At 47.8% G+C, this 14,393-nt stretch carries 12 protein-coding genes; 5 read left to right on the top strand and 7 right to left on the bottom strand.

Features of this window, described 5'->3' with window-relative positions:
• The first annotated feature begins 258 nt into the window (after positions 1-258).
• Positions 259-2,364, top strand: a complete 2,106-nt coding sequence (gene glgX, locus DKW60_RS11165) for a glycogen debranching protein GlgX (protein ID WP_109837739.1) — start codon at positions 259-261, stop codon at positions 2,362-2,364.
• Between the two features lie 90 nt (positions 2,365-2,454).
• On the opposite strand, the gene DKW60_RS11160 is transcribed toward glgX, so the two are convergent.
• The 4 genes from DKW60_RS11160 to DKW60_RS11145 all read right to left on the bottom strand — a co-directional run bounded on the left by DKW60_RS11160 (position 2,455) and on the right by DKW60_RS11145 (position 6,932).
• A complete protein-coding gene (locus DKW60_RS11160) occupies positions 2,455-4,101 on the bottom strand; it encodes an L-lactate permease (RefSeq protein ID WP_109837738.1) in 1,647 nt (548 codons plus the stop codon).
• 50 nt (positions 4,102-4,151) lie between these two features.
• A complete protein-coding gene (locus DKW60_RS11155) occupies positions 4,152-4,718 on the bottom strand; it encodes a Uma2 family endonuclease (RefSeq protein WP_109837773.1) in 567 nt (188 codons plus the stop codon).
• 94 nt (positions 4,719-4,812) lie between these two features.
• Complete coding sequence (locus DKW60_RS11150) at positions 4,813-5,094, bottom strand: hypothetical protein (RefSeq protein WP_109837737.1); 282 nt, start codon at positions 5,092-5,094, stop codon at positions 4,813-4,815.
• Positions 5,091-6,932 (bottom strand): Na/Pi cotransporter family protein, encoded by a 1,842-nt coding sequence (locus DKW60_RS11145; protein WP_109837736.1) that lies wholly within the window; start codon positions 6,930-6,932, stop codon positions 5,091-5,093. The genes DKW60_RS11150 and DKW60_RS11145 overlap by 4 nt, the downstream gene beginning before the upstream one ends.
• A 208-nt stretch (positions 6,933-7,140) precedes the next feature.
• Between DKW60_RS11145 and DKW60_RS11140 the strand changes: the two genes are divergently transcribed.
• Positions 7,141-8,358: an aminopeptidase P family protein gene (locus DKW60_RS11140; RefSeq protein WP_109837735.1), complete on the top strand. Its 1,218-nt coding sequence runs from the start codon at positions 7,141-7,143 to the stop codon at positions 8,356-8,358.
• Between the two features lie 181 nt (positions 8,359-8,539).
• On the opposite strand, the gene DKW60_RS11135 is transcribed toward DKW60_RS11140, so the two are convergent.
• Both DKW60_RS11135 and DKW60_RS11130 read right to left on the bottom strand, forming a co-directional pair.
• Positions 8,540-9,400: an urea carboxylase-associated family protein gene (locus DKW60_RS11135; protein WP_109837734.1), complete on the bottom strand. Its 861-nt coding sequence runs from the start codon at positions 9,398-9,400 to the stop codon at positions 8,540-8,542.
• Between the two features lie 16 nt (positions 9,401-9,416).
• On the bottom strand, positions 9,417-10,070 hold the full coding sequence (locus tag DKW60_RS11130) for an ankyrin repeat domain-containing protein (RefSeq protein WP_181389663.1): 654 nt from the start codon (positions 10,068-10,070) through the stop codon (positions 9,417-9,419).
• Between the two features lie 215 nt (positions 10,071-10,285).
• Between DKW60_RS11130 and DKW60_RS11125 the strand changes: the two genes are divergently transcribed.
• From DKW60_RS11125 to DKW60_RS11115, 3 genes are all read left to right on the top strand, one after another.
• Complete coding sequence (locus tag DKW60_RS11125) at positions 10,286-10,939, top strand: LysE family translocator (RefSeq protein WP_109837732.1); 654 nt, start codon at positions 10,286-10,288, stop codon at positions 10,937-10,939.
• 196 nt (positions 10,940-11,135) lie between these two features.
• Positions 11,136-11,921, top strand: coding sequence for a class I SAM-dependent methyltransferase (locus tag DKW60_RS11120; protein WP_219988722.1), 786 nt, complete (start codon positions 11,136-11,138; stop codon positions 11,919-11,921).
• Between the two features lie 220 nt (positions 11,922-12,141).
• The gene (locus DKW60_RS11115; protein WP_109837730.1) at positions 12,142-12,423 is read left to right on the top strand and encodes a hypothetical protein; all 282 of its coding nucleotides are present in this window, start codon (positions 12,142-12,144) and stop codon (positions 12,421-12,423) included.
• A gap of 126 nt (positions 12,424-12,549) precedes the next feature.
• On the opposite strand, the gene DKW60_RS11110 is transcribed toward DKW60_RS11115, so the two are convergent.
• Positions 12,550-13,449: a reverse transcriptase domain-containing protein gene (locus DKW60_RS11110; protein ID WP_109837729.1), complete on the bottom strand. Its 900-nt coding sequence runs from the start codon at positions 13,447-13,449 to the stop codon at positions 12,550-12,552.
• Positions 13,450-14,393: the final 944 nt, after the last annotated feature.

The raw sequence follows: 14,393 nt of genomic DNA, 5'->3' as shown, positions 1-14,393 counted from the left end.
TTTTAGCTGTTAGGAGTTCTTTAACAGGAGTTGAACCTTCACGGTTCAACTGGATCAAACTTCATTATTTCCGACCTATTGTCTTTTCTTCTGCCGATGAACAAAAAAACCGAATATCCGACATCAGGTTTTATGCGATAAGCAGAATCCTTTCTCTTGTAGTTGAACCAATCAGAGCGCATATTGTACAACCATATCAATAGCAGGCTTACTCATTGCTGCCAGTCACCACATAATAAATAAAGCGTTACCAAATCTATGAAATTAAATTTACAGGCCGGTAGTCCATTCCAATTAGGAGCTAATTATGATGGACGAGGCACTAATTTTGCTGTGTTTTCCGAAAACGCTACGCAGATAGACCTATGTGTATTTTCTGAGGATGGCAAAACAGAACTGGGACGTTGCGTATTACCTGAGCGCACCGGATCGATCTGGCACGGCTACGCGCCTGACATAAAGCCGGGCGCGCTTTACGGTTATCGTGCACATGGCCCGTATGAGCCATCCGTTGGACATCGCTTTAATCCCAACAAACTACTGTTAGATCCGTACACGCGTGAAGTGTTTGGTGATTGGACAAATGATCCCGCAACACTGGGTTATGAGAAAAAAGCGCAAAAAGAAGACCTGTCATTCAGTGCCGTGGACAGTGCGCCTTTTGTTCCCAAGTCGGTTGTGTCTGATCCCGAACTATTCAAAGTACTTCAGCATACGCCCAAAGGTTGGGACAACTCACTGGTCTACGAGGCACACGTCAAAGGTTTGACACAGGAACACCCAAAAGTCCCGAAAGCACTGAAAGGAACCTATGAAGGCTTAGCGTCGGATGCGATTATCGAGCACCTGCAGAAGCTTGGTGTCACCACTATTGAATTACTGCCGACGCATCATTTTATTGATGACGGTTTCTTGTTGGATAAAGGGCTGACAAACTATTGGGGCTACAACACCATCGGTTTCTTTACACCTGAGCCTCGCTATTTTGGGCCGGAAGGCTTACTGGGCTTTAAAAAAATGGTACAGCGCTTTCATGACGCTGGCATCGAAGTGGTATTGGACGTGGTGTATAACCACACCGCAGAAGGTGATCAACGCGGCCCGACTCTCTGCTATCGCGGACTCGATAACGCCTCCTACTATCGCCTGTTTAAAGAAGATCCGCGCTACTACATCAACGACACGGGCTGTGGCAATACCGTCAATCTATCGCATCCTTATGTGCTGCGTATGGTCATGGATAGCCTGAGATTCTGGGTGCAGTGCATGGGCATTGATGGTTTCCGGTTTGATCTGGCAACTACCTTGGCGCGTGAAGATCATGGCTTTGATCAGCGTGGTGGATTTTTCGATGCAATCCGCCAAGACCCCGTTTTGTCTGGTGTGAAATTGATTGCTGAGCCTTGGGATATTGGCCCTGGTGGTTACCGTTTAGGTGGATTCCCGCCGGAGTTTGTCGAGTGGAATGATACCTATCGTGACAATGTTCGCCGTTATTGGAAGGGGGATGACTTTAGTGCGCAAGGACTTAGCTCAGGCCTTTTAGGGTCTGCCAGTCACTTCGACAAATCAGGAAGACGCGCCTGGTCATCGGTCAACTTGCTGACCTCTCACGATGGTTTCACGCTGGCTGACTGCACCCGTTACAACGAGCGTCACAACTTAGCCAACCTGGAAAACGGTGCGGATGGTCACAGCGGTAACTACAGTGATAACTGTGGTGTGGAAGGCGACACCAAAGACCCTGTCATTATAAAGGCGCGTGAAAGGCGGCAGCGTAATATGCTAGCGACCTTGTTCTTGTCGCAAGGCACACCGATGTTATTGGGTGGCGATGAGTTGGGGAATTCGCAGCAAGGTAACAATAACGCGTACTGTCAGGACAACCCGATTGGCTGGGTGAACTGGGGGAAGCAGGACAAGGACCTCATCGAGTTTGTTGCCGCATTATCAGCGTTTCGTAAGGACTACAAAGGCGTGCGCCAAACCCTGTTTTTGCACGGTCAGGAACTGTGTAAAGACGGCACGCCCAATGTGGAGTGGATGGATTTTGACGGTAAGCATGTCGACTGGGATCATGCCGGCCTGAGTGGCTTTTGTCTGAGTCTGGGCTGCTGTGCGGTTGCCAACCCGAAGTATGACAAGGGACATGCGCCAGCATTTATTATCTTTAATCGCGATGAAAAGGATGTTGACGTATTGCTCCCTGAACGACCCGGTGCAAAGTACTGGGTTAAGCACATCGATACCGCTTTAGAGTCAGCACCAAAAAAGCAGCAGGTGATCAAAGGTAAACGTGCCAGCGTGAAGGGGAATTCGGTGGTGGCTCTATTGTTAGCGGTGGATGACAATTTAGAAGACTGAGAAACCAATATAGCATGCAGCAGTGACGGAGCAGGGTAGTGTATATCCCGCTCCGTTTCCTAAGATTCATGAGTGTGTCACGCGTTGTGATCACAGAAAGAATAAAGTCGCCACCAAGCCACTGGCTAATACATAAAACAACATCGGGGCCAATGTCATACGAATAATTTGCCCTTCTTTGCCGACCAGATTCACCACCGAAGCCGCTGCCACCACATTGACCACACAGATCATATTACCGGCATTAGCGCCTAGCATCTGCAGTGCAAGAATTGTGGTCGCGTCATTACCGGTTTGTATTGCTGCACTCTCTTGCAGGGTGGCAAACATCATATTGGAGAAGGTGGCAGACCCCGCGATAAAGCTTCCCAAGGCCCCTACAAAGGGAGCCATTAACGGCCAGCTACTATCAAAGGTTTGTACCGCAAGATTCGCCAGCTCTAATGGCATGGCCGCAAGGTCAGCAGCATTCACCCCTGAGTTAATAAAGACACGCACCATCGGCACAGAGGCCCCCAGTGCAATAATAGTTGGCAACAGCGAGTAAGCCGCTGATTTCCACACACCCAGCGCTTTAGCAGCGGGTAGTTTATGGATCAATACCGTGATTAATGCTACCGCTGCGAACAGGCTGCCGGGTAAATACAAGGGCTGAATCGCTGTACTGATACCGGTGCCGAAGATGTCACTAAGTCCCACCGAAACAGCCGTAAGCCAAGACTTGAACGGCAGGAATTCAACACGGGTAATGATCAAAAATACTGCTACTAACAGGTAAGGTAGCCATGCCGTTAGCAGTCCCATATTAACGGGAGCAGACAGCTTTGAACGCTCTTGAGTCGGTTGATTATCAGGGGCATTTTGAGTGCTTTGTTCCGGAGTATCCTTTGTTGCGGCCTGACCGAACCCCCAGACTTGTTTGGGTTGTAAAAAACCGGTTTTCACCGCAGTAATGACAATAATCAAACCAACAATGCCGCCAAAAATTGATGGAAACTCTGGGCCTAGTAATACCGCGACACCATAGGCTGGCAGCGTAAATGCGAGGCCGCCAAACATCGCAAACGGCCATAGCCTAAGTCCATGTAACCATGAACGCTGCTCACCAAAGAAGTGCGTTAGCATACAGACCATCAGGAGGGGTAAGAAGCTTGCAACAAAAAGATCAATACTCACGGCCCGAATGGCTACGTCCTGAACAAAGGCTGCGGTTGGTTGATCCAGACCTTGGGTAATTCCCACCAAAACCGGTGTACCCACGGCACCAAATGAAACGGCTGAGCTATCTGCAATCAGTGCAATAACCACCGCAGCCAAAGCGGGAAACCCCAGCGCCACCAATAACGGAGCGGCAATTGCGGCAGGCGTACCAAACCCGGACGCACCTTCCAAAAACGATCCAAACAACCAGGCAATGATAATCGCCTGAACTCGCCGGTCTGGAGAGATGTGTGTAAAGCCCGCCCGAATCACATCAATAGCACCACTGGCTTGTAAAGTGCGCAGTAACACAATCGCTCCGAACACAATAATGACAATGCCAAAAGCTATGATCCAACCTTCAATGACTGAGGCCGCAATGTACTTCCCCGGTATTTTCCACACCAGCCAAGCCATCATAGCGGTCATAAATAAAGCCAGCGGCATAGCGCGGGTCGCGGGCATGCGAAGAACTACCAGCAGTAACAAAACAGCCAATACAGGCATTGAGGCCGTTAATCCTTCAATTAACGTCATGCTTACTCCAGAGTTTAGGGTTTTAGGCTAGGTGGTCGGAACTATCTGTTTTAGAACGACACGCCGTCATACACATCAGCAACGGTGACTTGTTGGTTCACACAGGGTAATAAAAAGCTGTCATCCATCTGCTCATAAACCTGCACCCACCAGTTGCCGGACTCCTCACGGTAGTACAACTCAACTTCGGCACGGTCTTGCGCTACCAACATATAAGCCTGAACACTTGGAATATTCATATAGGCCAACAACTTTTCACGGCGGTCGCGCTTTTCGGTTGATTCAGATAGGACTTCAACAATCAGGCAGGGGGCTTCCAGATAATAGTCATTGCTCTCGTTATCATCACAGCCCACAACGACATCCGGATAGAAGTAGCTTTTGTGACTGGCTGCATGCACTTTGATATCAGACACATAAGTTTTGCAGGGTGTGCCTTTGGCAGCTTGTTTAATTGAGGTAGCAATATTGAGGGCTATTTCTGCGTGTCTTCTACTAGATCCCGCCATTGCGTAGACGTAGCCATCAACGTACTCATGGCGTGTATCGCTGAGCTTTTCTCCGTCGAGATACTCTTGTTCAGAGATTGACTGTTGTGTCTCGGCTGCTTTGGCCATGTTAATCAGCTCCATCAGATCTGTGGCTCTAGTATACGCTAGATTAAGATCCATAGTGGTAGCTTTGATTTCCAATCCAAGCGCTCCATTTCTCTTATTTCGACTCTTCAGCAGAAGACTCAGCACTCTCAGCTTTCATTTCCTTAAGAATATCCACGCCATTCTGACGGTGCATTTTGGTGAGTGCTAACTTCTTCTCAATAGTTTCTCTACTTTCAGAATCGATCTCATTATCACTTAAACTTTCGGTGAGTTTGCTCTGTTGCTTGCGTAGTTTTTTGAGCACTTTCTTGATATTTTTTTTGCGCTTATTACGATCACTTTCCTCAGTATTAAAGAGTGTATCCGCTGTCTCTATCAGTTTTTTAAGCTTCATTGTGACTCCCTCTGTTGATCATTAAGGTTGCTTAGCGCGCTGCTATCAGTGGCTAACTCGTCTAATTCCTCATCTTTCAGCGATAACATTTTTTCAGCTTTTTTAACCTCTTCTGTCTCAGTCGAGAACAGTATTTCACCCATTTGGACTAAGTTTTTGGTTACACCATAAATGTAATTACTGTCGTTCATGAGCGAAGTCGCCTGTTGTGAACTAAGCTTCCGCTTGCGTATTAAATCCTCCAAACGGTGGGTTAATGCAATATCATTCTCTTTCATTCTTAAGCGCAATGAGTCCAGTGAAAGAATTGCGGGCAGGTCATTTTCGGCATTCACTCGGACTGATTCCAGTTCTCTGAGTACCTCTGCCAACTCGCTGCGTAACTGGTTATATTCTTTGCGAATACTGGCGTTTCCCGAAGACAGATAGCGATCCAGATTTTTCTGTAGGTGCTTGGTATTTTTGATGGCTTCAACGATTTCACGACCGGCTGAGTGATAGGAAAATAGCTCTTCCATTTGGCTGGCTGACATATCTCCCATTGTCGAGACATATTCAACGATGTCGCTATATAGGGTTTTTATCGTTTCGTTGTACTGGGTATCGATATTAATCGGCAGAGTGCGTCTGCTGTTTTTAATCACTTCATCCAGTGCCAAGTCAGAGCGAATGTCATCCGGGTGTAGTCGTAAACTGCCGGCAATCACCGCATAGGCGTTGTCATACAAATGCAGTGTCTCTTTTCTTACCGCTTCTATCGCTGTCTCGGGGATTCCTGAGGAAACTTTGTGTAGGTATCTGGGCTGTGCAGCTGTTTTGACTTTTGGGTGGATGACTTTAGTTAGAAATGTCTTCAGCAGGTCAACAAACGGCAGCATGACTACTAGTCCGATAGCGTTGAACACACTATGGAACACAGCCAGTTTTAAGGTGTAATTGTCTGGCTGGATTGATAGCCATTCACTGATTATATCGACGACGCCGGTCAACTGAAAAATAAAAATAATGGCGATTGCAGCCGTGACCACATTAAAAATAAGATGAGCACCGGCAAGCCTTCTGCCGTCCACACTGGCTCCAAGTGCACCAATAATGGCGGTCACTGTGGTGCCCAGATTCGCACCTATCGCCAGTGCCAATGCGTTTTCATAGGTAATCTGTTGCGCGGCCAAGGCGGTAATAATCAACACCAAGGTCGCATGGCTGGATTGCATAATGACGGTGGCAACGACGCCTATCAGGGTGAACAGCAGTATGCCTTTATAGCCTGAGACGGCATACGCAGTCAGGTCAATGCTTCCCTTAAAGGTGTCAAAACCTTCTTTCATGTAATGGATGCCGAGAAAGAGGAAACCTAGTCCGGCTAGTACATAGCCAATGCCTTTGAGTTGTTTGCTCTTCTGGAATAATAAAATGACGCCGAAGACAATCATTGGCATGGCGTAAGTGGCGATTTGCACCTTAAGGCCAAAGGCTGCGACTATCCAGGCACCAGTGGTTGTTCCGAGGTTGGCTCCAAAGATAATCCCAATACCTGCGGTAAGCGAGATGAGTCCCGCAGACAAAAATGAGATGGTAATGATCGAAACCAGAGAACTGGATTGCATCAAGGCGGTGGTGATGACGCCGAAGCTCAGGCTCTTCCATAATCGATCCGTGGTTTTGCTTAGTATTTTTTCCAGCAATCCTCCGGTGAATACGTTAAAGCCTTGCTCAAGGCTCATCATGCCAAACAGGAAAATAGCCACACCCGCGGCAATTTCTTTCAGATCAGGGCTTAGCCAGAAACCGTAGCCGAGAACGCTAAAGATGATGATTAGTAGAATTTTTTGAGTCATAACAGAGCATTCTAAAGCGCAACTGAAGAAGTGGTCATGACTGATATCAAAGTTAAAGCAGAATAAATTCTATTGTCAAAACTTCAGCCTCAAATTAAACTGACCCGGTAGCGATGGCGTCGCTACATTGCTCAATACCGGATTGAAATCCACATTCGTCCTGAACGCCGGGATCTTTTGGAAGCCAAGCGCTTCTTGTGAGGTCAAAATGACATTATCTACCCGTACTAATTTTTTACGTTTCCACAATGGCGAACAGTCTGTTCTGCAGTTTGCTAACGAAGAATACGAACAGCGCCTGAGTGGGCTGCGCAAAACCATGGCGGAGCACAATATCGACTCCGTAGTACTCACCTCTATGCACAATGTTGCGTACTATTCGGGCTTTTTATACTGCGCCTTCGGTCGTCCTTACGCCTGTGTTGTGACTGCGACTGACAGTGTGACCATCAGCGCCGGAATCGATGCCGGACAGCCGTGGCGTCGTTGCTTTGGCGATAACATCACTTACACCGACTGGACACGTGACAACTACTGGCGTGCCGTAGAGTCTGTTACTGGTAGTGGTCAGCGCGTGGCTTATGAGCGTGACCACATTAGCCTACTGCAGCTGGATAAGTTGAAGGACTTTTTGAAGCCCAGCGAAATCATTGATATTTCAGATCTGACGATGCAGCAACGTATGCACAAGTCAGCCGCAGAAATTGAAATCATCAAGCACGGTGCCGCAGTTGCAGATGTCGGTGGTTATGCCATTCGTGATGCTATCAAGCTGGGCACACGTGAAATCGATGTGGCAATGGCGGGACGTGATGCGATGGAATTAGAAATTGCCAAGCGCTTTCCGGATGCTGAGTATCGCGACACGTGGGTGTGGTTTCAGTCGGGAATCAATACCGATGGCGCACACAACCCAGTGACGGGCCGCAAGCTTGAACGTGGGGACATCCTATCGCTTAATACCTTCCCGATGATCAGTGGCTACTACACAGCATTAGAGCGTACCTTGTTTGTGGGCGAGGTTGATGAAGCCAGCATGGCGATCTGGCAGGCCAATATTGATGCACATGAGCTGGGAATTAGTTTGATTAAACCCGGTGCGACCTGTTCCGGTATCACAGCCAAGATCAATGAGTTTTTTGAAGAGCGTGATTTGCTGCAATACCGCTCCTTTGGTTATGGCCATAGCTTCGGTGTGTTATCGCATTACTACGGTCGCGAGGCAGGGCTTGAACTGCGTGAGGACATCGATACCGAGCTGGTACCGGGTATGGTGGTGTCGATGGAGCCGATGTTAACGATTCCGAATGGACAGCCTGCCGCGGGTGGTTATCGTGAGCACGATATTTTAGTGGTTGGCGAGGAGGGCGCGGAAGATATTACGCACTATCCTTATGGCCCTGAGTTTAATGTTGTGCCAGTTTGAGCCATTTGACTCGGATGTTAACGATGATGAGGGACGCTCGTTTCTTGTGAGTCGACGTTAGTTAAATGCCAGTCCTGAGAAAACTGACGGTTTATAGAGCCAGTTCATTATCTGAACTGGCTCTGTAGAGTAATCATGTAGAGTCAGGAAGTGGCGCTGACCGTTTCTGAATTAAAGTGAATTAAAGCCCATGCGTTCCATCATAGCCATTCTTCGGCCATGGCTTCCAGTCTGCTAAAGCCTCATCCGCAGGCTTATAAATCTCCACAATCAACGGATAGCAGGGCGTAGAATCATCAGAATGACTACTGCCACAATCCCCACCAGGACAGGTTGACAGTGCGCCCAGTAAATCAATCTCAGCAAAGAATTCGATATAATCCCCCGGCCTGACCGGACTGGCTTTCATAAAGTACTGATGCGTGTCTTTAGTGAAACCCGTACACATAAACACATTCAGCACGTCATGCACATGCGACTCAATCGCCGCAGTCTCTGTACCTTGAGAGTCTGCCAGCGCACGGGTTAAATTAGAGTGACAGCAATGATGGTAATTCACTTCATTGAGCATGTAATTGGTGTAGGGGTCACAACGGGTGCCAATCACATCATGAATGCCGCCGCCGTCTTCATCCCAGCCATACCAATCCAGCGTGTCACGCGTGATGGTGGCCATAGGGCGCAGGCCGGGTAAATTACTCCACAAACGGTCGCCGGTGCTGACATGAGTGGCGTGTAACTGGCGTGTTTTACCACTGAAAAAACGCTCATTCAAATCATGTTGATTCCACAGGTTTAAGTCACCAACCTGCGGTCCCTCAGTGCTTAGTATCCGGAAAAAATGACCAGCAGGTACCTTAAAACTGGATGCATCTCGCGGTGCGACAACCACCTCATCAATCTTCGTCATAGACTGGCGTGCCGTCTCGTAAAACGATTGATCAAACGCAGGCAGTTTATCTACGGTATAGCAGACAATGGCAGGTTTGGCACGGCGCGCTGCTGCATCTGTCGGGGCAGGGTGTTGAGCATGTTTAAGCATCCGGTATTCCTTTCATTTATTGTTTGCTCTTTGCGTATTTCGCTAAAAACACCAAGAGATCTTCATGACCGGCAATCTTGGCTAAATCAAAAATACTTTTACCGTCATTGGTACGAATGTACATCGGTGTACCACGATACAGCAAGGTGCTGACGATGCGGATATGCCCAAACCGAGCCGCATGATGCATCGGGAGCCAACCACGCACTGTTCTGGCTTCGGTATTCGCGCCCTTGATCACCAGTTGTTGCATAATGTCGAAATGACCGGCAGCCGCCACTTCGTGTAGAGGAGTCACGCCATCATTGTCAGTAGCATCCGGTGCTGCGCCATTCTCCAGTAAGAAGTTAACCATGTTCAAATTACCGGCACGGCTTGCGATGTGCAATGGCGTGGTGCGGTTACTATTTGGTTGATTGATATTGGCGCGATTATCCAGCAAGTATTCAGCCATTTCTAAATTACCACTCTCAACTGCTGCAAAGAATGCAGTTTCACCGTTTATGTTGGCATAAGCAGTGCTGGCGTTTTTAGTTTCGATTAACTCTTTCGCAGCCTGAAGGTATCCCCCTTTCGCCGCATAGTACAAACGTTCACTGCTGCTAGCGTGCGCGGTTGAGAAAAAAGTTAAACTAAGCAAAAGGGTGATGACAAATGTCAGACGTGACATGCGGTGGTTCTCCTCAGGTATTTTGGGGGTTAATCCTTTATAAATCATCGAAGTAATTCCTTATAAAGGTGTGCGATATATTAGCATAGACCAAGTTCTGGATAAATGGCTTGTCTATTTGCAATAAGGTCCACTAATGACCCGATAAAGACTGTGCTGGATAGCATCTTATTAGTCGGCTTATACTCCCGTGATAATTCTACGGATGACCTTAAATGCCTATTCTAAACTTTGAAGCGTTTCTCATAGCCATTACCTTATTAACCATCACCCCTGGTATCGACACTGTGCTTGTTATCAAGAACACCAGTCGTTCAGGCGGTAAGGATGGCGTCGTGACCAGCCTTGGTATTTGCCTCGGGTTGTTTGTACACGCGACTTTTTCCGCGGTTGGTATCTCTGCAATTTTGCTGCAATCAGCCGAGTTATTTCAGGTCATGAAATGGATTGGTGCCGCTTACCTGATTTGGTTAGGTGTGAGTGGCTTACGGGCCGCGCTGAAAGGTAACGCCGGGGTAGCAATCAATGACACGATCGCTCACTCATTCAATGCTAAACGCTCCCTTAAAGAGGGCTTTCTGTCGAATGTGCTGAACCCAAAGACAGCGGTATTTTATCTCGCATTTTTGCCCCAGTTTATTGACCCTCAACACTCACCATTCCTGCAGTCTATGATGATGGCTGGCATACACTTTATGATCGCGATGGTATGGCAGTGTGGGATTGCTGGTATGGTTAGCTCCGCCAAACGCCTGTTTGCCAGTAGCTCAGCCATGAGGTGGATGGAGGGTGTTACCGGTGCGGTGTTAGTGATGCTGGGTTTGAAATTGGTCTTTCCTGCAGCGCCAGACAAATTGATTGACCCATGAATAATCACTCAGCTGGACTATTTAGCAGAGCACAGAATCAGCTTTCGCTGGAGTTGTTTGCTGCGATCTTTGGACTTAGTCAGATTGTTTGGTTCTTGTGGCTTACGGGGTGTTTGTATCGTTTAAAGAATGTGCATGACGCTGACTGATTAAAAGGCCTTGAAGATAGGAAAGGCGGTAACTGGAATTGGAGACTATGATGCAAGAATCAGACTACTTCGAGATGAACCGAGTCGGCTGGGATAAACGCGCAGCAGCACATTTCGATTCCAGTTTTTATGACTTACCGGGTTTTCTCGCGGGTCAAACCTCGCTTCGTGAAATCGAGTTGGCAGAGCTGGACGATGTAAGCGGTCAATCACTGTTACACCTTCAGTGTCACTTTGGCATGGACACGCTTTCTTGGGCGCGCATGGGAGCGATCTGCACAGGCGTTGATATCTCGCCGGTTGCCATCGACAAAGCGAGGGCGCTTGCCCAAACACTCACGTTGGATGCTGAGTTTGTGTGTACGGATGTCTACTCCTACCAGCGTTCGGGCGCATCCCCATACGACATTGTGTTCACATCCTATGGCGCTATTTGCTGGCTGCCAGATCTCAGGCGATGGGCTGACATTATTGCGTCGAACCTTGCCGTCGGTGGTCTCTTTTATATCGTGGATTTCCATCCCATTTATGATCTTCTCGCGGGGTATTCATACTTCACCCAAGTACAACCGGAGGTGGAGGAAGAGGGTACTTACACCGAAAATGGTGCGGGTGTGACTGCCAAGCTGGCAACGTGGGCGCACCCTATGTCCAGTGTCATCAATGCATTGATTAACGTCGGTATTCAGATCGAGCGTGTTAGCGAGTTTCCATTTAGTCCATACAACTGTTTCGACGGCATGGTTGAGCGGGAACCGGGCCGCTTTTATCTTGACCACAAGGGAAACGATGTTCCGATTGTCTACAGCATCACCGGGCGGAAAGTCGTATAGCATCCAGCAAAGGGCGCAAGGCTTTTTTGGTAGGGTGGTTTTGGGTGGGTTATTGTGAAATAATGGGCAAAGTTAAGACATAATTTGAGTTATACAGATGCTGTCTATTTCTGGTGATAACGGATTAGGTTTGTTTTAGTTCTTTAAATCAGAGGGATAGGGTGGTGAATTGTGGCTATCTATCGCTGGTTATGTGCTAGCGAGGAAAGTCGGGAGAATTATGGAATATCAAATTCATAAGTGCAATTACTTACCCGAGAGTGGTATATCTATCGTTTGTAGTGATGAACTAACCAAAGACGATCAATTTATCTGGCAAATGCTGATTTCTCATGAAGCAAATGAAGATGACTTAGAAAGTAACCATTTACTGGAAAATATAGGAGACTTAGTTTGGCAGACTGCCGTGCAGATTCAATGCTGCCCGTATTGTGGCGAAAAACTGAATCGACAGCTTAACAAACAGGAACCGCTTCTTCATTATCATTATTATGTGTGTTGATAGGTCTTTGATATATATAGTTTTGGTACTTTATCGCAAAGGTCGGGATCGCACATAATCGGGTAAGGACTGGTATCTAACCAGCCCTCCCCACAACACCCTGCATGCGGATCCGCACAGGGCGTTTCACTTAGAATGGTGAAGCGCAATCCAACCATCACGCAGCGAATAAAGCCCTTCGGATTTTAAGTAATCAAGCGATAAAGCCTGATTAATCCCCGGAGTTTTCGCACTACGCCATGGCCCTTTGCTGGTGATGCCACACGCCACAGCGGCTTGAACATGCACACCCAGTCTCATTAAGTTTCTGACTTTGGTGCGTGGTTTGCGCCACTGTCGCCAATAGGCCATTCTCACTCTGCGTCTGATCCAGTGATCCAGATCGACACAGCGTTGATAGCCACTGGCGATACCAAAGTAATTTATCCAACCACGTAAATATTGGCTGAGCTTAAAGAGCTGATAGCGCATAGACACGCCCCAGTTGCGGTTTGTTAATCGTCTGACTTGCTGCTTAAACTTTAGCAAGGTTTTCGGATGCCATTGAATGCGCCCAGCCTTGAAGGTGAACCCAAGGAATTTGCTTTCGCTGACTTTAACGACGTGGCTTTTGACCGTATTCACGATCAGTTTCAAACGGTGACTCAGGTATCTGCTGATACTACGAAGCACCCTTTCTCCCGCACGAGGACTGTTCACCAGAATGGTAAAGTCATCCGCATAGCGTGCAAATTGGTGGCCTCGCTTCTCCAGTTCTTTGTCCAAAGGGTCGAGCATGATGTTCGCCAATAGCGGCGATAATGGCCCGCCTTGAGGAACACCTTCCCGAGTTTCACTATAGAACTGGTTATCGATAACCCCAGCTCGCAAGTAACGTTTAATCAACCTCAGCACACGTTTATCCTTCACTTGATAGCCAAGGTGTGTCATGAGTAAATCGTGATTAACGCGGTCAAAGAATTTGGACAGATCGACATCAATGGCATAACGGCGTCCCGTTTTGATGATGCCTTGTACCTGTTTCACCGTGTCCTGCCCATTACGGCAGGCGTTTGGCTACTATGCCGTCTGCTGACTTCTGCTTAATCATCAACAAGGTTGCCCCTGCTGACGCTATCGGTTTTCATCTGTTTCGCTTTCCTCTGTCGATGAACTCAGAGAAACCAAGGCACTTTTAGAGCAGAGCCTTACTGCTATTTTACCGATCGCTTGTTAGCCCATCTCCCCAGATAAGCGCATGAACTGTCCCTGCGCAAGGGCTCATTTACGGTGGCCGTTAAATCACGCGGCTTCGTTGTCTTGTGCCAACTCGCCTCCAGCCTACGCCTCATATGATGTTCTTGTTCATCAGCTCGCAGTTTTGCGTCCGGCTTCCTCCCCACAAGACCTCGCGGTATTGCAGTTGCCATTCGCTAGTTGTTAACGTCATACTACCAACACGGGGTTCTGACGGTGATTTTCCAACAGAGGACTTTCACCTCATTAGTTCATGCCCATGCTGAGCGTACACAAATCGTTTCACCTGACATTTTTCCGCTCTGCTCCAAAATGCAGGTGAACTCAACCGTTGAACTAAACCGCTAACACGGTAGCTACCTGATTCCAAAAAATTTTCTATAAATAAGCCACACTTTAAGTGTTAATTAACCAGACACTTAAAGGTGGTTTATATGAAAGTTAGCAAAAAGGATGTAGAGCGCTAATGGGATGAAGGCGAGCATTTAACGAGGAGGCTGTGAGTGTTAAAGTGTAAGTTGGACTCGCGCCTAACGCGATGCGTTGAGCATCACTTGTCCCAAAGGAGGGCACACCATGTTAAGTACTTCGAAAGTAATTGGATTTGTTGGGACGAGTAAGCCAGATGAATCAAGGGATTTTTACGAGAAGCGTCACGCCCGATGGTTCGCAGATTGCATGGTTTAAGGATCCGGATGGGAATACACTCTCGCTGACAGAGTTTCATCGGAAAC

The sequence above is a fragment of the Leucothrix pacifica genome (genome assembly GCF_003172875.1).
In the GTDB taxonomy this organism is placed as follows: Bacteria; Pseudomonadota; Gammaproteobacteria; order Thiotrichales; family Thiotrichaceae; genus Leucothrix; species Leucothrix pacifica.
The sequence above is the reverse complement of the archived record's forward strand: the minus strand, read 5'-3'. Positions and strand labels throughout refer to the sequence as shown.

Coding starts and splice junctions, on each gene's coding strand:
- glgX (WP_109837739.1), top strand. CDS start 259: ATGAAATTAAATTTACAGGCCGGTAGTCCATTCCAATTAGGAGCTAAT.
- DKW60_RS11160 (WP_109837738.1), bottom strand. CDS start 4,101: ATGACGTTAATTGAAGGATTAACGGCCTCAATGCCTGTATTGGCTGTT.
- DKW60_RS11155 (WP_109837773.1), bottom strand. CDS start 4,718: ATGGCCAAAGCAGCCGAGACACAACAGTCAATCTCTGAACAAGAGTAT.
- DKW60_RS11150 (WP_109837737.1), bottom strand. CDS start 5,094: ATGAAGCTTAAAAAACTGATAGAGACAGCGGATACACTCTTTAATACT.
- DKW60_RS11145 (WP_109837736.1), bottom strand. CDS start 6,932: ATGACTCAAAAAATTCTACTAATCATCATCTTTAGCGTTCTCGGCTAC.
- DKW60_RS11140 (WP_109837735.1), top strand. CDS start 7,141: ATGACATTATCTACCCGTACTAATTTTTTACGTTTCCACAATGGCGAA.
- DKW60_RS11135 (WP_109837734.1), bottom strand. CDS start 9,400: ATGCTTAAACATGCTCAACACCCTGCCCCGACAGATGCAGCAGCGCGC.
- DKW60_RS11130 (WP_181389663.1), bottom strand. CDS start 10,070: ATGTCACGTCTGACATTTGTCATCACCCTTTTGCTTAGTTTAACTTTT.
- DKW60_RS11125 (WP_109837732.1), top strand. CDS start 10,286: ATGCCTATTCTAAACTTTGAAGCGTTTCTCATAGCCATTACCTTATTA.
- DKW60_RS11120 (WP_219988722.1), top strand. CDS start 11,136: ATGATGCAAGAATCAGACTACTTCGAGATGAACCGAGTCGGCTGGGAT.
- DKW60_RS11115 (WP_109837730.1), top strand. CDS start 12,142: ATGGAATATCAAATTCATAAGTGCAATTACTTACCCGAGAGTGGTATA.